Below are 19269 nucleotides of genomic sequence, written 5' to 3'. Positions count from 1 at the left end.
GTTGCCGGAGGTCCCGTGGCTTCTCATCGCGACATCGCCGCCCGGCGCACCGTGGCCCTCGTGGGGCCCAGCGCCGCAGGCAAGACCAGCCTGGCCGAGGCCTTGCTGTGGAAAGCCGGGGCGGTGGGCGCGCCCGGCAGCGTCGAAAAGGGCAGCACTGCCTCCGACTACGACCCGCTGGAAAAACGCTTCCTGCGCTCGCTGAACACCAGCCTGCTGCACGTCGAACACCGCGGCATCCTCACCCACCTGGTCGACACGCCCGGCGCCCCTGACTTCCTGGGCCAGTCGCTGCCCGCGCTGGAAGCGGTGGAAACCGCCGCCGTCGTGATCAACGCGTCCACCGGCATCGAGCCGATGGCGGTGCGCATGATGGAATGGGCCAGGCAGCGCGGACGCGACCGCATCATCATCGTCAACAAGATCGATGCGCAGGGCGTCAACCTCGGCAACCTGCTGCAGCAGCTGCAAGCAGCTTTCGGCAAGGAATGCCTGCCGGTCAACCTGCCCTCGCAGAAAGGCGAGCAGGTGCTCGATTGCTTCTGGAAGCTGAAGGACGAAGGCCCGCCGCCCGACTTCTCCTCGGTCGAGGCCGCGCACCGCGCGCTGGTGGAGCAGGTGGTGGAAGTCGATGCCGCTTTCGTCGAGCGCTACCTGAACGAAGGCGACGTCAACCCCGAGGAGTTGCACGCGCCGCTGGAGCAGGCGTTGCGCGAAGGGCACCTCATCCCGGTCTGCTTCGTGTCCTCGCGCACCGGGGTCGGCGTGGAAGAACTGCTGGACGTCATCGAGCGCCTGCTGCCCGACCCGACCGAAAGCAACCCGCCCGAATTCCTGCAAGGCACCGGCGACGACGCGAAACCCATCGAGGCGTTGCCCGACCCGGACAAGCACGTGCTGGCCCACGTCTTCAAGGTCACGCAGGATCCTTACGTGGGCAAGATGGGCGTGATCCGCGTGCACCAGGGCACCGTCACGCGCGACAGCCAGCTCTACGTGGGCGACGGCCGCCGCCCTTTCAAGGTCGGCCACCTCTTCATGCTGCAGGGCAAGGACGTGAAGGAGGTGGCGAAGGCGGTGCCGGGCGATCTCTGCGCGATTGCGAAGGTGGAGGAACTGCACTTCGACGCCGTGCTGCATGACGCCGCCGAGGACGCCACCATCCACCTGAAGCCGCTGGAATTCCCGGTGCCGGTGCACGGCCTGGCGATCGAGCCCAAGCGGCGCGGCGACGAACAGCGCCTGCACGACATCCTGCAGAAGCTGATCAGCGAAGACCCGTGCCTGCGGGTGGAGCAGGCCACCGGCACCAACGAGACGGTGGTCTACGGCCTGGGCGAGTTGCACCTGCGCACGCTGCTGGAACGCCTGACCGACGTGCACAACTGCCAGGTGGAGACGCGGCCGCCGCGGATCGCCTACCGCGAGACCATCATGGCGCCGGCCGAGGGCCACCACCGGCACAAGAAGCAGACCGGCGGCGCCGGCCAATTCGGCGAGGTCTTCCTGCGCATCGAACCCCTGCCGCGCGGCAGCGGCTTCCAGTTTTCCGACGAGGTGAAGGGCGGGGCCATCCCCTACAATTTCATGCCGGCGGTGGAAAAGGGTGTGCGCCAGGCCATGGAGCAGGGCGTGCTGGCCGGCTATCCGGTGGTCGACCTCAAGGTGACGGTGTACGACGGCAAGCACCACACGGTAGACAGCAAGGAAATCGCCTTTGTCACCGCCGGCAAGAAGGCGTTGATCGCCGCCGTGCAGGCCGCGCGGCCCTGCGTGCTGGAGCCGATCGTCAACGTGGAGATCTCGGCGCCCGAGAACAACATGGGCGACATCACCGGCGACCTTGCCTCCCGGCGCGGCCAGGTCAGCGGCACCGCGGCTGCCACTGATGGCGCACTGACAGTGCTGGCGCAGGCGCCGCTATCGGAGCTGTCCAGCTACCAGTCGCGCCTGAACTCGCTGACCGGCGGCCAGGGCCGCTACACCATCGCCTTCAGCCACTACGAGCCGGTGCCGGCCAACGTGCAGGCGCAGCTGGCGTCGCAGTACAAGGTGAAGGACGAAGGCTAACCGCGGTTCGAGCGGCCGCGGCCTTCACCCTGGCCGCGGTTGTTCTGGTCGTCGGCGTCGCGCTCCGGCCTTTGCTGTTGCTGCTGTTGCAGGCGCTGGCGCGCCTGCTGTTGCTGCAGTTGCTGTTGTTGCTGCTGCTGGAGTTGCTGCTGTTGCTGGCGCTGCAGCACACCGGCTTCTTCCATCTGCCGCCGCAAGGCCTCGCGCTGCGCGTCCATGCGCTGCATGTTCGCTTCGTGCTGCTGGCGGATGGCCTCCTGGTTGCGCGCGGCGTCCTGCTGTTGGCGCTGCAGCAGGTTCTGCTGCTCCTGCTGGTGGCGGGTCGCTTCGGCCTGCTGGCGCTGGTCGCGGGCGGCCCGGTTGGCTTCGCGCTGCAGGCGGTCCTGCTCGCGCTGCGCCTGCCATTGCTCGCGCGCAGCGCTGCTTGGCGCCACCTGCTGGGGCGTCGCGGGTTGGGCGAAGCGCTGCGGAGTCTGCACCACGCCGGGCTGGTCCAGCGGCACCGGATGCTGCGGCCGCGACTGCACGAAGTGCGGCTGCTGCGCCGGCGCCGGTGGTTGCTGCTGCGGCGAAGCCACCAGCGGCTCGCGCCGGTTGCCGCCCCAGAAGCGGCTGGGCATTCCGGACCCCGTGCCGGCCGGCGGCGCCACCTGCAGCCGCGGCGCGGCGCCGGGCTGCACGCTGGTGCGCTGGCGTTCCGGCCGCGGCGGCACCACGCCCGGCTGGCTGAAGCTGCCCGGCAGCACCGGCTGCCATCGACCCCGCGTGCCGCGGCCACCGCGGAAGTCGTCCTCCCGCAGCGAGGTCTGCGCCCAGGAACGCTGGCGGAACTGGTGGTTGTCGAACTGGCGCGGATACGCGTTCAGGTTGATGTTGAAGTTGGCGAAGCCCACGTAGCGGTTCGAGGCGCGATAGGTCGGCCACCAGGCCTCGCCGGGCGCCAGCGGATACCAGCCGATGCCTTGCGATGACCCATTGCCCATGAAGGCCACCAGCGCCGGCGAATAGACCGGCCGCGCCACCATGCGGCCCGGCACCCAGGCCCAGCGATTGCCGATCGTCGTCCAGCGGCCGTAGTGGAAAGGCGCGAAGCCCCAGGGCGCGTCGTCGATCCAGGTCCAGCCCCAGGGGCTGATCCACTCCCAGCGGCCATAGCGGTAGGGCGCCCAGTCGCTCTGCGCGACCGCCGGGTACCAGACCTCGCCGTACTGCTGGTCCTGCGACCAGCTGCCGTAGGCATCCAGCTGCGAATAGCCGACCACCCCCAACGGCACATTGCGCGCCGCCGCCGAAGCGTCTTCGGCCCGGTTGCGCTCGGCCGCCCATTGGCTGAAGCCATCGGCGCGGAACGGCGTGCCGGCGACCTGTCCCAGGTAGCGCCCGGCGAAGCTGGCCTGCTGCCCGGCGCCGAGGTTGATGGACTGGCCGCCTTCGCCGAAGACGGTCGCCAGCCCGCTGTCCACCACCACGCGCGTCTCGCCGCCGTCGGGGCTGATGTCGATGCGGTAGTCGCCCGGCTGGTTCGCCCGGAATGCGAGGTTGGGCGTGTCGATCTCGAAGTTCTCGCCCTGGGTGACCTCGCGCACGCGCGCATTGACCGTGCCCTGCATCAGGATGAACTGCGCCGCCCGCTCGTCCAGCGCGGCGATGCCCAGGTGGCTTTCGGAGGCGACGTGGACCGTGGCGGAGCCGAGCTGCACTTCGGCGCGGGCGCCGGCATCGGTCCAGAGGCGGTCGCCCAGCGTGAGCGGCCGGTTCTGGGGCAGGGTCACCCACTCTTCGTCGCCCTGCGGCGCGAACACGACGCTGCCCTCGCGGTAAGTGACGACGGCCACGCGGCCGGGCGGATCGCCCTCCTGCTGCGCGAACGCAGCGCCGGTGCCAAGGAGGAAGACGGCAGCGAACAGGCTGCCCCAGAAACGGTAGGTAGCGAGGTAATGCATGGCGACCCCCTGATGACGATCCATGGTCTCTCAACGCACGAGCGTGGACCCATCTGGTAAACCCGGCGTAAAGGCCGCAACGCCGGTATGTACGTGCAAGCTCTTCCGTGATTTTGTTACGGCCGCCTGCCCCGCCACAATGCAGCCTTCCAACTGAACGAGAGATGAACGTGCCCACCGAAGTCCTGAGTCCCGTCGTCGCCGCCGTTTGTGAAGCGCGCCGCTCGCGCCAACCCGTCCCCGCCGCCCCGCTCGCCGGCCTGTTGCCCGATGCCGAAGCCGCCTACGCGGTGCAGGACCAGGTCGCGCGCGAGCTCGGCTGGTTCGCGCCCGGCGTGCCCCGCCACTGGAAATCGGGCGGTCCTTCGCGCGAGGCCGTCCTCACCCACGCGCCCATGCCCGATGCCGGCATCTGGGCGAGCCCGGCGCGCGCCGGCGCTTTCCACCTGAACCTGCGGCAAGTGGAGGCGGAAGTGGCGCTGCGCCTGGCCCGCGACGTCACGCCGGCCCAGGCCGCCGCGCTGACGCACGAGCAGGCCGCGTCGCTGGTCGATGCCATGACCGTCGCCATCGAGCTGGTCGACTCGCGCTGGAGCGACGTGCGCCAGGCGCCGGCGCTGCTGAAGCTGGCCGACCAGCAATCGCACGGCGCCTTCGTGTTCGGAGCGTGGCAGCCTTTCGTGGCGCGCGACTGGGCGCAGCAGGACTGCGTGGTGCGCATCGGCGCCGGCGCGCCGCAGGCCTTCCGCGGCACCCACACGCTGGGCGACCCCACTTGGCTGCTGCCGACCTGGCTGCGGCACGTGTCGCGGCACGGCGCGACGGTGCCCGCCGGCACCGTGGTGACCACCGGCACCTGGTGCGGCCTGCTGCCGGCGCAGGCCGGCGATCGCGTCCACGTGGCCTTCGAGGGGATCGGCGAAGCGGAAGTCCAGTTGTGACGTCTTCGTCCAAGCGCACGGCCTGGACGATGCTGCTGGTCCTGGTCGGCGGCTTCGCCCTGAGCCAGGCCTTTCGCACCGCGGCCGCCATCATGGCGCCGCCGCTGCAGCAAGCCTTCGCGCTCACGCCGCAGCAGCTGGGCCTGTTCGCCGGCGCCTTCCACTTCGCCTTCGGCGCGCTGCAGCTGTTCATGGGCATGGGCATCGACCTGTACGGGGTGCGGCGCACGGTGGTCGCGGTGTTTCCGCTGACGATCCTCGGCGCGCTGGTCACCGCCAGCTCGCACGACTTCACCAGCCTGCTGCTCGGGCAGGCGCTCACCGGCATCGGCTGCGCGCCGGCCTTCCTGGCCTGCACGGTGTTCATTGCGCGGCGCTTCCCCGCCGGGCAATACGCGTCCGTCAACGGCGCTGCGCTGGGCATCGGCTCGGTGGGCCTGCTGCTCACGGGCACACCGCTCGCCCTCGTGATCCAGGCCTGGGGCTGGCGTGCCGGCTACGTGGCGCTGGCGGCCTGCGCGGCGCTGGCCTGGCTAGCCATCTTCCTGTTCGTGCGCGAAGAAGCGCCGGCCCGCACGGGCGAGCGCCTCGACGTGATGGCCGCGCTGCGCGGCTACGGCGAACTGTTCCGGCTGCCGCAGACGGCCGGCATCATCGGCCTGGCGCTGTTCACCTATGCGTCCTTCCTGTCGCTGCGCGGGCTGTGGCTGGGGCCGGTGCTGATCGACCGCTACGGCTTTTCGCTGGTGCAGACCGGCAACGTGGCGCTGGCGATCTCGGTGCTGGGCATGGTCGGGCCGCCGCTGTTCGGCCGCCTGGACCCGGGCGACGCGCAGCGGCGCCGCACCTGGATCGGCAACTTCACCATCGGCTGCGCCGCGCTGTTCGCGCTGCTTGCCTTCGCGCTGCCGGCCTGGCTGGAAATCACGCTGGCACTGGGCGTGGGCATCGTGTCCGGCTACATGGTGATGCAGTACGCGGACGTGCGCGCCACCTACCCGGCCCGCATGACGGGCCGCGCGATGGCCGTGTTCACGATGGCCATGTTCCTGGGCGTCGCGCTGATGCAGTGGCTGACCGGCCTGGCTGCGTCGGCCGCCGCGGCGCTGCACGCCGAGACCTACGCGGCCGTGTTCTTCACCATCTGCTTCTTCCTGGTGCTGGGCGCCTGCCTGTACCGCTATCTGCCCGGCCCCAGCACGGTCACGGCCGAACCGTCACAATCGGCGCCATGAAAATCGCGAAGGACACCGTCGTCACCCTGCAATACAAGGTGGCCGACAGCAACGGGCGGCTGATCGAGCAGAGCAAGGACCCCATGGTCTACCTGCACGGCGGCTACGAGAACACCCTGCCCAAGATCGAGGAAGCGCTGGAAGGCCAGGAAGCCGGCTACCAGGTGACCCTGGCGCTGGAGCCCGAAGACGCCTTCGGCCAGCGCGACGAAGCGCTGCTGCGCGTCATCCCCAAGAGCGAATTCCCGCCGGGCGTGAAGGTCGGCGGCCAGCTCGAAGGCCGCACCGACGACGGCACGCCGCACGTCTTCCACGTCATGAAGATCAAGGGCCAGGAAGTCCATCTGGACGGCAACCACCCGCTGGCCGGCAAGTCGCTCAAGTTCACGCTGATGGTCACCGGCGTGCGCATGGCCAGCGGCGAGGAGATCGAGCACCGGCACGTGCACGGGGAGCACGGGCACCACCATTGATCGCGGGCGCGGCGCCCTCATCTAGTTCGTCATGACCACTCCGACCTCTCCCGTCCTCGCGGTGCGTCCGCTCGGTTTCCCCTGGGAAACGGCGGATCCCTTCCTGTTCTGCGCCTATCACGACGACGCCTATCCCAAGGGCAACGGCCAGATGGGGCCGGCGGTGTCGCTGGCCGGGCGGGACATCGGCCAGGACTTCAGCCGCAAGGACGGCTGGAGCATGTACCACGGCGACACGGTGCCGGGCTTTCCCGCGCACCCGCACCGCGGCTTCGAGACGGTGACCATCGTGCGCAAGGGCCTCATCGACCACAGCGACTCGCTGGGCGCGGTCGCGCGCTTCGGCGGCGGCGACGTGCAGTGGGTGACCGCGGGCAAGGGCATCGTGCACTCGGAGATGTTCCCGCTGCTCCAGACCGCTGAAGAGAATCCGCTGGAGCTGTTCCAGATCTGGCTGAACCTGCCCAAGCGCAGCAAGATGGCCGACCCGCACTTCACCATGTTCTGGAACGAGCAGATGCCGCGCCGCGTGGTCGAAGATGCCGCCGGCCGCAAGACCGAAGTGGCCGTCATCGCCGGCCGCTACGGCGACCTGCAGCCGCTGGCTGCGCCGCCCGATTCCTGGGCCGCGCAGGCCGAAAGCGACGTCGCCATCTGGACGCTGCGGCTGGAGCCGGGCGCGGGCTTCTCGCTTCCTCCTGCAACTCTCGCGGGCACGAAGCGCACGCTCTACTTCTTCAAGGGCGCGGCGGCCCATGTGGGCGGCCAGGCAGTGCAAGGGCCCGCGGCCATCACGCTGGAAGCGGACGTGGAAGTCGCGATCGCGGCCGGTGACAGCGTGTGCGAGTTCCTCATGCTGCAAGGGCGCCCGATCGGCGAGCCGGTCGCGCAGTACGGCCCCTTCGTGATGAACACGCAGGCCGAGATCATGCAGGCCATGCAGGACTACCGCCGCACGCAGTTCGGCGGCTGGAGCTTTGCGGATTCCGCGCCGGTGCACGGCAGCGAGCCCAAGCGCTTCGCGAAGTACCCGGACGGACGCGAAGAAGTCCCCGCCTGAGGCGGCATCGGGTCCTACAGGTGGGGCGGGATGGCGGCACCTAGAGTGCCCGCCATGCCAGCCTCAGCTGTTCGCCCGCTCGCCATCGCAGCCTCGCTGCTGCTCGCCACCGTCACCGCCTTCGCGCAGGAAGCGCCCCGCGAGGTCCAGGACCAACCGCAGCTGCCGCACTGGCGCGACCCCGGCCTGGTGGCGGCCGAGATCGTCGGCTTCCAGGTCCTGCTGAACCGCTTCAATTATTGTTGCGGTGCCAGCGGCGACCGCGAGGACTACCACGTGACGATGGACTCGATCCGTCGCAACCTGCACCACAGCTGGGTCGTGGACCACGATCCCTTCAGCGTCAACCAGCTCGGCCACCCCTACTCGGGCTCGATGTACTACGGCTTCGCGCGCTCGAACGGCTTCAACTTCTGGGAGTCGGGCGGCGCCGCCATTGCCGGCAGCGCGCTGTGGGAGATCGCCGGCGAGACCACGCCGCCCTCGCGCAACGACCTCATCTCCACCGGCATCGGCGGCAGCTTCCTCGGCGAGTCGCTGTTCCGCATGGCCAACCTGCTGCTGGAACAGGGCGGCGGCATGTCGCCCTTCTGGCGCGAGACCGTGGCAGCCGTGGCTTCCCCCTCGACCGCGTTCAACCGCTACCTGCAGGGACGCGGGCCCGCCACCGTGTTCAGCAGCCGCGGCGCGCCCTACTACAGCCGCGTCGACCTCGGCGTGATGGGCAGCACGCAGACCTCGCAGGGCAACTCCACCGCCACGGTGAGGAACGAGGCGCAGGCGCAGTTCTCGCTGGACTACGGCATGCCGGGCAAGGAGGACTACCAGTACCGCAACCCGTTCGACTACTTCGCCTTCCAGGCCACGGCCACCACGGCGAACTGGTTCGAGAACGTGATGACGCGCGGCATGCTGGCCGGCGCCAACTACCGGGCCGGCCGCAACTACCGCGGCATCTGGGGCCTGTACGGCAGCTACGACTACATCTCGCCGCAGATCTTCCGCATCTCCACCACGGCGCTGTCGCTGGGCACCACCGGCCAGTGGCGCAACGGCGACTGGGTGGTGCAGGGCACCGGGACGGCCGGCGTGGGCTATGCGGCCGTCGGCACCATCAACAGCACCGCCGGCGGTTCGGACCAGGACTACCACTACGGCGTGGCGCCCCAGGCCCTGCTGGCCGGCCGCCTGATCCACGCGGACCAATGGGCGCTGGACATCACGGCGCGCGAGTACTTCGTCACCGACATCGTGCCCGGCTCGCGCGGCGGCCACGACAACATCGTGCGGGCCGACATTGGCTACACGTGGCGCATCCGCGGACCGCACGCGATCAGCGTGAAGTACCTGTGGAACCGGCGCGACGCGCAATACCCCGACCTGGGCGACCGCAGCCAGACCCGCGGCACGGTCGGCGTGTTCTACACGCTGCTCGGGCAGGACCGCTTCGGCACCGTCGACGAGTAGAGCCTAATCGCGCAGGAAATCTGACAGCAAGTGCGCAGCGACGCGCCGGTCCTGGTCCAGCGCGCGGCGGAACAGGGCGATGGTGGCGTCGCAGGCGGCGGCCGGCTCCAGCTGCGCGACCTCGCGCGAGCGCAGCTTGGCGACGACGTCGCCATGTTGCGGCTGCAGCTCGTCGAGGATCGCGCGGTAGGCCAGCTGCACTTCGCGCATCTCCACCGGCGCTGCGACCGGGTCGGCGTTGCGCGCGTCGCGGCTCTTGCTGAAATCGAGTTCCGCGCGACGCACCACCAGGCCCGCGGCGTCCTGGTAGGCGGCCCCGGTTTCGGGGCTGAGCTGCGCAGCGACCGGGAAAGCCGGCCCGCCGTTCTTCCACGCCAGCCGCACGCACAGCGCGGGGTCACGCGCCTTCAGTTCCTGCAGCGCCGGCAGCACTGCCTCGGCATAGCGAAGCACGGGCGTGCCGAAGGCGAAGGGCAGGTAATGCCGCACCAGCGGCAGTTGCTGCTCGCGCGTGCGCGCCAGGATCTGCGGCGGTGGCATGCCGCCCACCGCGGCCTGTTGCACGAAGGGCTGCAGCTTTTCCCATTCCCAGGGCTTGGTGTCGCGCAGCGCGGCGTTCACCGGGTCGGCCATGACCACGCGGTCGGCCCTCACCTGCGGGTCGAAGCGCTCGCGGAACCAGTCGCTGCGCGGCACGGCCAGCGAGGCGCCGACGAAGAACAGGGTGGCCGCGAGGAAGAAGCCCAGCAAGTGGCCATCTCCCGGCTCCTGCCGGCGCAAGGCCAGCCAGGTGCAGACGCCGCCCAGGAGCGCGCTCGCGGGCAGGACGAAGAAGGGAAGCAGGGCCAGCCAGAGGGCGAACATGGGGCTCACTCCCGCGCTCCCAGCAGGCCCACGCGCCAGCCCGCGGCGCGCAGGGCGCGCGTGGCCTGCACGCTCAGCACGATCCAGGTGAGCAGGTTCGCGAGCGGCAGGAAGGTGAGCACCATGCAGGCGACCTTGGCGCCCACCGAGCGGCGCAGGCCCGAGGCCAGCCGCAGCACGCCGAGCAGGCTGTAGACGGTGAGCGCGAGGCTCAGGGCCAGCACAAGCACGGGCGAGACGTTCGCGCCATATTCGAGAGCGTTCAGCACGAAGCCGCCGAGGATGCTGAACACCAGCATGCGCTGACCGCGCGCAGCCTTTTCCAGGTCCGCTTCCTCGGCGCCGGGTTGCGGCGCGTCGTCGTCGTCATCCGCGCGCGGTGGCGGCGCCGCAGGCCGCGCCAGCTCCGCATGCGGATGCCAGCCCTTCTCGTCGAAGCGGTAGATGCAAGCCGAGAGCGCGGCATCGCCGGCGTTTGCCAGCAAGCGGGTCGCCTGGCGGGACAGCTCGCCTTCGGAGGCGGGGTCGCCAGCCGGCACGAACATCAGCATGCCGCGCCGCGGCAGGGCCGCGAGCAGGCCTTGCGGAAACTTGGCGAGCTGGGCGCGCCAGAAGGTGCGATCGAGCAGCCAGCAGGGATCGTAGTCGCGATGCTGGCCTCGCAGGGAGTAGACGCCGTTGCCCAGCGAGGCGACCTGCGGCGGCCCGGCGAGCCGGCGGAAGTTGGCCACCGCATGCGCCACGGCCTGCGGCGGCTGCAGTTCCAGCCGCAACAGGTCCTGCGGCCGCACCACGGCCGGCGTCGCGACGCCGGGTTCGTCGAACACGAAACGCAGCTGCATGTCGCCGAGGAAGCCATAGGCGACGGCCTCGGTCCCCCCCTGCGGCGGCGGCACCAGGCTTTCGCGCGGCACGCGGTCCCAGGGCCAGGCTTGCAGTTGCACCAGCAGGTTGCCGCGCTCGCGCGCGGGCTCCTTCGTCCCCATCGTCTCCTCCGGATGATGGAGAACGATGCTAGCTGCAGTGTCGAATCAACCGTCTCCGCCGAATGGCGGAAACGCAACAGCGCCTGGAACGCCCGACGATAATTGCCGACCCATGCACCTGAAGGTCGGCGAACTCGCGCGGCGCACCGGCCTCACGGTGCGCACGCTGCACCACTACGACGAGATCGGGCTGCTGAAGCCTTCGGGCCGCAGCGAGTCCGGCTACCGCATGTACGACGCGCAGGACGTCGCGCGGCTGCATGCGATCCAGGCCCTGCGCTACCTGCGGCTGCCGCTGGCGGAGATCGGGCCGCTGCTGGAGGGCCGGCACGCGCAGCCCGAAGCGATCATCGACGAGCAGATGCGGGCACTGCAGCGGCAGATCCGCGAAGCCACCGAGCTGCACGAGCGGCTGGCGCTGCTGCGCAAGGGCATCCTGGCCGGCAAGTCCCCCGATATCGCCGACTGGGTGGAGAGCCTGGCGCGGATGGCGACTCTCGACAAGTACTTCAGCGCCGACGAACTCAAGTCCATCTTCACCCGCTACGCCGAGATCGAGCGCGAATGGCTGGCCCTGCAGCCCGAGGTGCGGGCGCACATGGATGCCGGTGGCGCGATCGATTCGCCGCAGGGCCAGGCGCTCACGCGCCGCTGGATGCAGCTGATGATGCGCTGGATGCGCGGCGACTTCGCGCTGATGGAACGCTGGGGCGCGATGTACCGCGAGGAACCCTCGGCGCACGGCATGCGCGGCGCGCCGCCGGCGGACATGATCGCGTACATGGAGGGCGCGATCGCCTGGCGCTACCGGCTGCTGTGCACGCACTTCGAGGAGGCCGAGATCAAGGTCCTGGGCTACGTGCCGGACGCGGAGTTCGCCGCCATCGACGCGGCCGGGCAGAAGCTGCTGGCCGCCGGCGCCAGCCCGCACAGCCGCCCGGCCCGGGCCCTGCTCGCCCGCTGGCAAGCCTTGACCGAGCGCACGGCCGGCGGCAACCCCGCGATCCGCCGCAAGCTGCAGACGATGCACCTCGCCGATCCGCTGCTGCTGGCGGGGCATCCGCTCGGCCCGGCAGTGCGACGCTTCCTGCAAGCGGCCGGCGAAAGCGCTTGACCCTCACGTAACGTGAGGCCTGACAGTGGATCCCGTCCCAGGAGGATCCACATGCAAACAACAAAGACGAATCCACGCGCCGAACTGCTGCGCGACCCCAACTTCCGCTGGCTGATGGCCGGCAGCGCCGTGTCGCTGCTGGGCGACCAGTTCACCCTGATCGCGCTGCCCTGGCTGGTACTGCGCATCACCGGCGACACGGCGGCGCTCGGCCTCGTGCTGGCGCTGATCGGCGTGCCGCGCGCGCTCTTCATCCTGGTCGGTGGCGCGGTGGTCGACCGCTTCTCGCCCTATCGCGTGCTGATGCTGACCAAGCACGTCAACGCGGTGCTGCTGGCGGTGCTCGCCGCCGGCGTCTACCTGGGCGCGCTGCCCTTGCCGGCGCTCTATGCGCTGGCGCTCGCGCTGGGCCTGGCCAGCGCCTTCAGCATCCCGTCCGGGACCTCCATGCTGCCGCACGCGCTGAAGCCCCAGTTCCTGGGCGCCGCCAACGGCATGATGATGGGCCTGCGCCAACTGAGCTTCTTCATCGGGCCGATGGCCGCCGGCCTGCTGATCGCGCTGTTCGGCGACGGCGGCGGCTCGGTGCGCCAGCCGACCGGCATCGCCCTGGCCTTCGCGGTCGATGCCTTCAGCTTCGCGCTGTCGGCATGGACGCTCGCGCGCGTCCGGCTGCATGCGGCGCCCGCGCCGGCCAAAGCCAACGCCACGCTCTGGTCCTCGATCGCCGAGGGTCTGCGCAACGTCGGCCGCGACCGCGAGCTGAAGGCCTGCTATCTCTATTGGACGGCGGTGGCGCTGCTGGTGCTGGGGCCGCTGCAGATCGCGATGCCGGTGCTGGCGCAGAGCCTTCCACAGCTGGGCGCCTCGGCGCTGGGCCTGATGGCCGGCGCGCACGGTGGCGGCACGCTGCTCGGGATGCTGGTTTCCGGCACGCGGCGCCTGCGCATTGGCACGCTGGGCACCCGCCTGCTGCTGGCCGACGTCGTGATCGGGCTGCTGTTCGTGCCCATGGGCCACATCACGGCGACGGCGCAGGGCGCGGCCCTGATGCTGGCCATCGGCGTGCTGGGCGGCTTCATGCAGGTGGCGGTGTTCACCTGGATCCAGCGCCGCGTCGCGCCGGCGATGTTGGGCCGGGCCATGAGCCTGTTCATGTTCATCTTCATGGGCCTGGTGCCGCTGGCCTCGGCCGTCACCGGCTGGGTGCTGCACTACGTGCCGCTGGCCACGCTGTTCAGCGCCTGCGGCCTGCTGCTGGTCGCGGTGGCGGCGATCGCCTGGGTGGCGTCGCCGGTGCGGCGGATCGACGACGCGCTGCAGCCGGCGTGAGCCGGCCGGCACTCAGAACGCCGTCTTGCCCCGGCACCAGGCGCCGCGCACCACGGGCATGCCCGCCACCTCGCGCACGCGCAGGAAGTCGGCACGCAGGCCCGGCGCGATCTCGCCGCGGTCCGCGAGGCCGATGGCCTGCGCCGGATTGCGCGTGACCGTGGCAATGGCGCGCGGCATGCCCCAGTCCAGGTCGTTGCGCAGCAGGAAGGCCGCCTGCAGCAGGCTGGACGGCACGTAGTCCGAGGACAGGATATCCAACAGCCCGCGCTCCGCCAGTTCCGCCGCCGACACGTTGCCGGAATGCGAGCCGCCCTTCACCAGGTTGGGGCCGCCCATGACGATGGCCATGCCAGCGTTGCGCGCCGCCTGCGCCGCGCGCACCGTCGTCGGGAATTCCGAGATCTGCACCTTCTCCGCGATCGCGAGGTCGACGTGTTCCAGCTCGGTGTCGTCATGGCTGGCGAGCGGGATGCCGCGCTCGTGGCAGCCGGCCACCACCTTGGCGCGATGGCTGGCCGCATACAGCGCCTGCTGCTCGGTGCGCTCCCTCACCAGCAGGTCGTACTCGTCGTCGCGCAGGCTGCCGTTGCGCTCCGTGTAGCGACGGTACTTGGACAGGTCGCGCCACTGGCGCTGGCCCGGCGTGTGGTCCATCACGCTCACCAGTTCCAGCAGCGGGTCGTTGCCGAAGCGCTCGAAGTTCTCCACGATGTCCGCCGCCGACACCTCGCAGCGCAGGTGCAGCAGGTGCTCCACCCGCAGCAGGTCCGCCAGCCGGCAGGCATGCAGCGCGTCGATGGAGACCTGGTAGGTCTGGCTGCGGGTCCCGCCGTTGTCCATGTCGCCGATGACGATGGAGTCGAGCACGGTGGTGATGCCAGCCGCGGCGCATTGCGCGTCGTGCGTCACGGTGGCGGAGGTCGCGTTCCAGATCACGCCCGGACGCGGCACCAGGTGCTTTTCCAGGTTGTCGGTGTGCAGCTCCACCAGGCCGGGCAGCAGCCAGTCGCCCTCCCAGTCCTCCGCGCCCAGGGCGGAAGTGGAGCCGGTGTCGACGGCGCGGATGACGTCGTCTTCGAACACGACGCAGCCGGTGAAGCTGGCGTTGGCGGTCACGATGCGCGCGTTGCGGATGATGCGCTGGTTCATGGTTGGGGTCTCAGGTGCGGAAGGCTTCGAGGTCGAGGCGGCCCGTGGCGACGGCGTCGCGCACCTCCTCGTCGTGGAAGATGCCGATGACGGCAGCGCCGCGGGCGCAGGCCTCGCGGATCAGGTCCACCACCACGGCGCGGTTGGCGGCATCGAGCGAAGCCGTGGGCTCGTCGAGCAGCAGGATGGGTTGCGCGGCGATCATTCCGTGCGCGATGTTGACGCGCTGCTGCTCGCCGCCGGAGAAGGTGGCCGGCGGCAATTGCCACAGGCGCGGATGCAGGTTCAGGCGAGCCAGCCAGGCGCCGGCGCGCTCGCGCGCTTCTTCGATGCCCACGCCCAGCTGCCGCAGCGGCTGCGCCACCACGTCCAGCGCCGGCACGCGCGGGATGACGCGCAGGAACTGCGAGACGTAGCCCAGGGTGTCGCGGCGCACGGCCAGCACTTCGCGCGGCTGCGCCTTCGAAAGCGCCAGCCATTCGCCCTGGTGGCGCACACCCACTTCGCCGGCGCTGGCGGCATAGTTGCCGTACAGGCAGCGCAGCAGCGAACTCTTGCCGCTGCCGGAGCGGCCGGTCAGCGCCAGGCATTCGCCGGAGCGCACCTGCAGGTCGACATCGGCGAACACGGGCAGCTGCACGCCGCCGCGACCGTGCAGCGTGAAGCTCTTGGCGAGGCCGCGGGCCTCCAGCATCGGGTTCGTCATGGTGTGAGCACCGAGGAAACGAGGAGTTGCGTGTAAGGGTGCTGCGGGTCGTCCAGCACGCGGTCGGTGAGGCCCTGTTCCACGACCTGGCCGTCCTTCATCACCAGCATGCGGTGCGCCAGCAGCCGCGCCACGGCCAGATCGTGCGTCACGATGATGGCGGAAAGATGAAGGTCCGCCACCAGCTCGCGCAGCAGGTCCAGCAGGCGCGCCTGCACCGAAACGTCGAGCCCGGTCGTGGGCTCGTCCATGAACACCAGCCGCGGCTGGGTGACCAGGTTGCGGGCGATCTGCAACCGTTGCTGCATGCCGCCCGAGTAGGTGCCGGGCAGGTCGTCGACGCGCTCGGTGTCCAGCTCCACCCGCTCCATCCAGTGCAGCGCCTCGCCGCGCAGCCGGCCGTAGTGGCGCGCGCCCAGCGCCATCAGCCGCTCGCCGATGTTGGCGCCGGCCGAGACGTTCATGCGCAGGCCTTCGCGCGCCTGCTGTTCGACGAAGCCCCAGTCGGTGCGGGCCAGCCAGCGCAGGCGCGCCTCCGACAACGCCGCGAGATCGCTGAGCCCGCCCTCGCCGGTGCCGGTGTCGCGCACGTCGTAGTGCACGGCGCCTTCGTCGCAGGGCAGGCGCGCCGCCAGCAGCTTCAGCAAGGTGCTCTTGCCGGAGCCTGATTCGCCAACCACCGCCAGCACCTCGCCCTGCCAGAGGTCGAAGCGCACGTCGCGGCAGGCCCAGCGCGTGCGGCCGTTGCGGGTGAAGGCCTTGCCGAGGCCGTCGGCGCGCACCAGGAGTCCTTCGCTCATTCGCTGGCCTCCAGCACGTTGCGCATTTCCACCGCCTGCTGCGTGCCGGCGTGGCCCTGGTCGCGGCGCTCGCCGCAGAAGTCGCTGTCGGAGCAGACGAACAGGCGGCGGCCGGCGTCGTCGACGATCATTTCGTCGAGGAAGCTCGCGCGCGAGCCGCACAGCGCGCAGGCATGTTCCCAGCGCTGCACGGTGAAGGGATGGTCCTCGAAGTCGAGGCTGCGCACGCGCGTGTAGGGCGGGATCGCGTAGATGCGCTTCTCGCGGCCCGCGCCGAACAGCTGCAGCGCCGGGTTCATGTGCATCTTGGGGTTGTCGAACTTGGGGATGGGCGAGGGCGAGGTGAGGTAGCGCTCGTTCACCAGCACCGGATAGTCGTAGGTGCGCGAGATGGCGCCCAGCTGCGCGATGTCCTCGTACAGCTTGACGTTCATCAGGCCGTATTCGGCCAGCGCGTGCATGCGGATCGCTTCCGCGCGCCGCGGCTCCAGCCGGAACAGCGGCTCGGGCATCGGCACCTGGTAGACCAGCACCTGCCGGTCGGTGAGCGGCGTCTCCGGGATGCGGTGGCGCGTCTGGATCACCGTCGCTTCGGCGGTGCGCTCGGTGGTCGCCACGCCGGTGGTGCGCTCGAAGAAGCGGCGGATGTTGACGGCGTTGGTCGTGTCGTCGGCGCCCTGGTCGATGACCTTGAGCACGTCGCCGCGGCCGATCAGGCTGGCCGTCACCTGGATGCCGCCGGTGCCCCAGCCGTAGGCGAAGGGCATCTCGCGCGAGCCGAAGGGCACCTGGTAGCCGGGAATGGCCACGGCCTTCAGCATGGCGCGGCGGATCATCTTCTTGGTGCGTTCGTCCAGGAAGGCGAAGTTGTAGGGCTGGTCCATCTCAGGCGGCCTTCTGTTCCTGTTCCGAAGCGGCTTCGCGGGCGTGGGCGGCGCGCAGGCTGCGCACCAGTTCCAGCTCGGACTGGAAGTCGACGTAGTGCGGCAGCTTCAGGTGCTGCACGAAGCCGGAGGCTTCCAGCACGTCGGCATGTGAAAGAACGAATTCCTCGTCCTGCGCCGGCGCGACGATGTCTTCACCCAGTTCGCGGGCCCGCAGCGCGCGATCCACCAGCGCCATCGCCATCGCCTTACGTTCGCTGCCGCCGAAAGCCAGGCCGTAGCCTTGCGTGAACTGCGGCGGCACTTCGCGGCTGCCGGCGAACTGGTTGATCATCTGGCACTCGGTGACTTCGACCTCGCCGATGTCGATGGCGAACCCGAGTTCGTCGGGCACCAGTTCCACGGCCACCGAGCCGCGCCGGATCTCGCCGGCGAAAGGGTGGCCATTGGCGTAGCCGCGTTGCGTGGAGTAGCCCAACGCCAGCAACCAGCCTTCGTCGCCGCGCGCCAGCGCCTGCAGGCGGGCGGGCCGGTCGGCCGGGAACAGCATGGGCTCGCGGGTGAGGTCGGCGGGCGGCATGTCGGCCTGCGGCTGCGGCGTCTCGATGAGGCCTTCGCGCGCCATCAGCACGTTGACGCGCGGCATGTCCGCGGGAACTTCGTGCGTGGTAGTCGCCGGGGCGGGCGCTTGCCCGCCTTCGGCCAACAGCTTGAAATCCAGCAGCCGCTGCGTGTAGTCGTAGGTGGCACCCAGCAGCTGGCCACCGGGTACGTCCTTGAAGGTGGCGGAGACGCGGCGTTGCAGCTGCATCTTCGCCGTGTCCAGCGGCTCGCCGTAGCCCAGGCGCGGCAGCGTCGTGCGATAGGCGCGCAGCAGGAAGATGGCTTCGACCAGGTCGCCCGCCGCCTGCTTGATCGCCAGCGCCGCCAGCTCGCGGTCATACAGCGAGCCTTCGCCCATGACGCGGTCCACCGCCAGCGGCAGCTGCTGCAGGATCTGCTCCACCTGCAGTTCGGCCACCGCGGGATCGCCGCGGCGCTGGCGGGCCAGCAGGGACCAGGAGTTTTCGATGGCGGCGGCGCCACCTTTCACGGCTACGTACATGTCAGCCTCCGCACGGCCGCCCGAAGGGGGCTGAAGCCCCCTCGGGGGGCAGCGCAATACACGCAGTGATAAGCGTGGGGGTCATTGAATCTCCTGCAAGCGGCCGATGCGGGCCGTGCGCGGCAGGCCGAGCACCTGGCTGCCGCTGGTGAAGAAGATGTCCACGCCCTGCGGGAAGGCGGCGTGGCTGGCCTGCCATTCGGCCCAGAAGCCTTCGGCCAGGCCGGCGATGCGCAAGGTGGCGCTGTCGCGGATGCCCGGGCCGCGGGCCTGCAGCGGCTCGCCCGCGGCGAGCGAGGGCACTTCCAGCAGCAGGGTGCAGGAATGCTCCGGGGCCTGCAGCGTGCCAGGGCAGAAGCGCTCCAGCGGCGGCAGGTCGGCCGCCGCAGTGATCACCGCGAAGCTGGCCTCAGCCGGTTCATCCACCGAGCGCGCGCCGGTGTGAAAGCGCAGCCACTGGCGCAGCGCCGGCGTGCCGTGCTGCCACCACACGGGCGTGTCTTCGTCGGTCAGCGTCAGCAGCAACTGCGCGAGCGCGGCGCCGAGCGGCAGGCCTTCGATGGGCTGGCCCAGCGAATGCAGCGTGCCGGGGCGGGACATCGCTTCCAGCGCCGTGCGGAAGGCCAGCTGCGCGTCGTGGACCGGATCGGCAAAGCCGGCAGCGGGGACGGCGCTCATCACGCTTCTCCTCGCACCATGGTGAAGAACTCGACCCGCGAGGCGGCCGCTTCCCGACTGCGGGCGGTGCGCGCAGCCTCCTGCTCGCGCGCCAGCGGCTCGACCACTTCGGCCAGCAGCCGGGGCTGGCGCGCGGGGTCCTGCAGCAGCGCGTCGAGCACCGCCACCAGTTCGGCGTGCCGGCGATCGCGCCCGAGCACGTAGCCGACGCCCAGGAAGTCGGCGATGCGGGCCGCGCAGCGCGTGACCGTCGCTTCGCCGAAGTTGAAGGCGTCGCCGGTGCCGCCGACGCGGCCGCGCAGCATCAGCATGCCGCACTCGGGCGCGCGCACCAGCGCATGGGGCGGCGCGTCGCTGCGGGAGACGGCGTGCTCCAGCTGCTCGCGCGGCGCGCGGGCCAGCACGGCCAGCCAGCGCTTTCGGGTTTCGTGGGATTCGGCTTGCACTGTCATACAGATG

Annotated in this window: 18 protein-coding genes; 8 read left to right on the top strand and 10 right to left on the bottom strand. The window is 70.3% G+C overall.

Annotation, left to right across the window (positions count from 1 at the left end; all coding sequences use genetic code 11):
* Positions 1 to 15 precede the first annotated feature (15 nt).
* On the top strand, positions 16 to 2070 hold the full coding sequence (gene fusA / locus HHL11_RS02675; RefSeq protein ID WP_169416869.1) for an elongation factor G: 2055 nt from the start codon (positions 16 to 18) through the stop codon (positions 2068 to 2070).
* Here fusA and HHL11_RS02670 read toward each other — a convergent pair.
* Complete coding sequence (locus HHL11_RS02670) at positions 2067 to 4013, bottom strand: DUF6600 domain-containing protein (protein ID WP_169416867.1); 1947 nt, start codon at positions 4011 to 4013, stop codon at positions 2067 to 2069. The two genes, fusA and HHL11_RS02670, sit on opposite strands and share 4 nt — an antisense overlap.
* 164 nt (positions 4014 to 4177) lie before the next feature.
* Here HHL11_RS02670 and HHL11_RS02665 point away from each other — a divergent pair, with 164 nt between their 5' ends.
* Genes HHL11_RS02665 through HHL11_RS02645 form a run of 5 tightly spaced genes read left to right on the top strand, consistent with a single transcriptional unit; the run spans position 4178 to position 9189 of the window.
* Positions 4178 to 4954 (top strand): fumarylacetoacetate hydrolase family protein, encoded by a 777-nt coding sequence (locus HHL11_RS02665; protein WP_205964200.1) that lies wholly within the window; start codon positions 4178 to 4180, stop codon positions 4952 to 4954.
* Between the two features lie 29 nt (positions 4955 to 4983).
* Positions 4984 to 6189, top strand: a complete 1206-nt coding sequence (locus HHL11_RS02660; protein WP_169419885.1) for an MFS transporter — start codon at positions 4984 to 4986, stop codon at positions 6187 to 6189.
* Positions 6186 to 6662, top strand: a complete 477-nt coding sequence (locus HHL11_RS02655; RefSeq protein WP_169416865.1) for an FKBP-type peptidyl-prolyl cis-trans isomerase — start codon at positions 6186 to 6188, stop codon at positions 6660 to 6662. Before HHL11_RS02660 ends, HHL11_RS02655 begins: the two co-directional genes overlap by 4 nt.
* A 31-nt stretch (positions 6663 to 6693) precedes the next feature.
* Positions 6694 to 7722, top strand: a complete 1029-nt coding sequence (locus HHL11_RS02650; protein ID WP_169416864.1) for a pirin family protein — start codon at positions 6694 to 6696, stop codon at positions 7720 to 7722.
* Positions 7723 to 7776: 54 nt separating this feature from the next.
* A complete protein-coding gene (locus tag HHL11_RS02645; protein ID WP_169416862.1) occupies positions 7777 to 9189 on the top strand; it encodes a DUF3943 domain-containing protein in 1413 nt (470 codons plus the stop codon).
* Positions 9190 to 9192: 3 nt separating this feature from the next.
* Here the strand turns inward: HHL11_RS02645 and HHL11_RS02640 are convergent, their stop codons facing one another.
* Both HHL11_RS02640 and HHL11_RS02635 read right to left on the bottom strand, forming a co-directional pair.
* Positions 9193 to 10053: a hypothetical protein gene (locus HHL11_RS02640; protein ID WP_169416860.1), complete on the bottom strand. Its 861-nt coding sequence runs from the start codon at positions 10051 to 10053 to the stop codon at positions 9193 to 9195.
* A 5-nt stretch (positions 10054 to 10058) separates the two neighbouring features.
* On the bottom strand, positions 10059 to 11039 hold the full coding sequence (locus HHL11_RS02635; protein ID WP_169416859.1) for a DUF1444 domain-containing protein: 981 nt from the start codon (positions 11037 to 11039) through the stop codon (positions 10059 to 10061).
* A gap of 112 nt (positions 11040 to 11151) precedes the next feature.
* Here HHL11_RS02635 and HHL11_RS02630 point away from each other — a divergent pair, with 112 nt between their 5' ends.
* Positions 11152 to 12153 carry a MerR family transcriptional regulator gene (locus HHL11_RS02630; protein WP_169416857.1) on the top strand — a complete coding sequence of 334 codons (1002 nt, stop codon included), beginning with the start codon at positions 11152 to 11154 and terminating at the stop codon, positions 12151 to 12153.
* A 51-nt stretch (positions 12154 to 12204) separates the two neighbouring features.
* Entirely contained in the window at positions 12205 to 13485 is a 1281-nt protein-coding gene (locus HHL11_RS02625; protein WP_169416855.1) for an MFS transporter, read from the top strand.
* 12 nt (positions 13486 to 13497) lie between these two features.
* On the opposite strand, the gene HHL11_RS02620 is transcribed toward HHL11_RS02625, so the two are convergent.
* The 7 genes from HHL11_RS02620 to phnG all read right to left on the bottom strand — a co-directional run bounded on the left by HHL11_RS02620 (position 13498) and on the right by phnG (position 19262).
* Entirely contained in the window at positions 13498 to 14637 is a 1140-nt protein-coding gene (locus tag HHL11_RS02620) for an alpha-D-ribose 1-methylphosphonate 5-triphosphate diphosphatase (protein WP_169416853.1), read from the bottom strand.
* Between the two features lie 10 nt (positions 14638 to 14647).
* Positions 14648 to 15343 (bottom strand): phosphonate C-P lyase system protein PhnL, encoded by a 696-nt coding sequence (gene phnL, locus HHL11_RS02615; RefSeq protein WP_169416852.1) that lies wholly within the window; start codon positions 15341 to 15343, stop codon positions 14648 to 14650.
* On the bottom strand, positions 15340 to 16143 hold the full coding sequence (gene phnK / locus HHL11_RS02610; RefSeq protein WP_169416850.1) for a phosphonate C-P lyase system protein PhnK: 804 nt from the start codon (positions 16141 to 16143) through the stop codon (positions 15340 to 15342). Before phnK ends, phnL begins: the two co-directional genes overlap by 4 nt.
* Complete coding sequence (locus HHL11_RS02605; protein ID WP_169416848.1) at positions 16140 to 17027, bottom strand: alpha-D-ribose 1-methylphosphonate 5-phosphate C-P-lyase PhnJ; 888 nt, start codon at positions 17025 to 17027, stop codon at positions 16140 to 16142. The genes phnK and HHL11_RS02605 overlap by 4 nt, the downstream gene beginning before the upstream one ends.
* Before the next feature lies 1 nt (position 17028).
* Positions 17029 to 18132 (bottom strand): carbon-phosphorus lyase complex subunit, encoded by a 1104-nt coding sequence (locus tag HHL11_RS02600; protein WP_169416846.1) that lies wholly within the window; start codon positions 18130 to 18132, stop codon positions 17029 to 17031.
* 81 nt (positions 18133 to 18213) lie between these two features.
* Positions 18214 to 18810 carry a phosphonate C-P lyase system protein PhnH gene (phnH, locus tag HHL11_RS02595; protein WP_169416844.1) on the bottom strand — a complete coding sequence of 199 codons (597 nt, stop codon included), beginning with the start codon at positions 18808 to 18810 and terminating at the stop codon, positions 18214 to 18216.
* A complete protein-coding gene (gene phnG / locus HHL11_RS02590; RefSeq protein ID WP_169416843.1) occupies positions 18810 to 19262 on the bottom strand; it encodes a phosphonate C-P lyase system protein PhnG in 453 nt (150 codons plus the stop codon). Before phnG ends, phnH begins: the two co-directional genes overlap by 1 nt.
* Positions 19263 to 19269 lie beyond the last annotated feature (7 nt).

The organism is Ramlibacter agri (assembly GCF_012927085.1).
Classification (GTDB): Bacteria; Pseudomonadota; Gammaproteobacteria; order Burkholderiales; family Burkholderiaceae_C; genus Ramlibacter; species Ramlibacter agri.
Note: the sequence above shows the minus strand (reverse complement) of the source record. Positions and strands in the feature narration are given on the sequence as shown.

What these genes read in the sequence shown, in the direction of transcription:
- HHL11_RS02670 (WP_169416867.1), bottom strand. Translation starts at nt 4,013, where the DNA reads ATGCATTACCTCGCTACCTACCGTTTCTGGGGCAGCCTGTTCGCTGCC.
- HHL11_RS02665 (WP_205964200.1), top strand. Translation starts at nt 4,178, where the DNA reads ATGAACGTGCCCACCGAAGTCCTGAGTCCCGTCGTCGCCGCCGTTTGT.
- HHL11_RS02660 (WP_169419885.1), top strand. Translation starts at nt 4,984, where the DNA reads ATGCTGCTGGTCCTGGTCGGCGGCTTCGCCCTGAGCCAGGCCTTTCGC.
- HHL11_RS02655 (WP_169416865.1), top strand. Translation starts at nt 6,186, where the DNA reads ATGAAAATCGCGAAGGACACCGTCGTCACCCTGCAATACAAGGTGGCC.
- HHL11_RS02650 (WP_169416864.1), top strand. Translation starts at nt 6,694, where the DNA reads ATGACCACTCCGACCTCTCCCGTCCTCGCGGTGCGTCCGCTCGGTTTC.
- HHL11_RS02645 (WP_169416862.1), top strand. Translation starts at nt 7,777, where the DNA reads ATGCCAGCCTCAGCTGTTCGCCCGCTCGCCATCGCAGCCTCGCTGCTG.
- HHL11_RS02640 (WP_169416860.1), bottom strand. Translation starts at nt 10,053, where the DNA reads ATGTTCGCCCTCTGGCTGGCCCTGCTTCCCTTCTTCGTCCTGCCCGCG.
- HHL11_RS02635 (WP_169416859.1), bottom strand. Translation starts at nt 11,039, where the DNA reads ATGGGGACGAAGGAGCCCGCGCGCGAGCGCGGCAACCTGCTGGTGCAA.
- HHL11_RS02630 (WP_169416857.1), top strand. Translation starts at nt 11,152, where the DNA reads ATGCACCTGAAGGTCGGCGAACTCGCGCGGCGCACCGGCCTCACGGTG.
- HHL11_RS02625 (WP_169416855.1), top strand. Translation starts at nt 12,205, where the DNA reads ATGCAAACAACAAAGACGAATCCACGCGCCGAACTGCTGCGCGACCCC.
- HHL11_RS02620 (WP_169416853.1), bottom strand. Translation starts at nt 14,637, where the DNA reads ATGAACCAGCGCATCATCCGCAACGCGCGCATCGTGACCGCCAACGCC.
- phnL (WP_169416852.1), bottom strand. Translation starts at nt 15,343, where the DNA reads ATGACGAACCCGATGCTGGAGGCCCGCGGCCTCGCCAAGAGCTTCACG.
- phnK (WP_169416850.1), bottom strand. Translation starts at nt 16,143, where the DNA reads ATGAGCGAAGGACTCCTGGTGCGCGCCGACGGCCTCGGCAAGGCCTTC.
- HHL11_RS02605 (WP_169416848.1), bottom strand. Translation starts at nt 17,027, where the DNA reads ATGGACCAGCCCTACAACTTCGCCTTCCTGGACGAACGCACCAAGAAG.
- HHL11_RS02600 (WP_169416846.1), bottom strand. Translation starts at nt 18,132, where the DNA reads ATGTACGTAGCCGTGAAAGGTGGCGCCGCCGCCATCGAAAACTCCTGG.
- phnH (WP_169416844.1), bottom strand. Translation starts at nt 18,810, where the DNA reads ATGAGCGCCGTCCCCGCTGCCGGCTTTGCCGATCCGGTCCACGACGCG.
- phnG (WP_169416843.1), bottom strand. Translation starts at nt 19,262, where the DNA reads ATGACAGTGCAAGCCGAATCCCACGAAACCCGAAAGCGCTGGCTGGCC.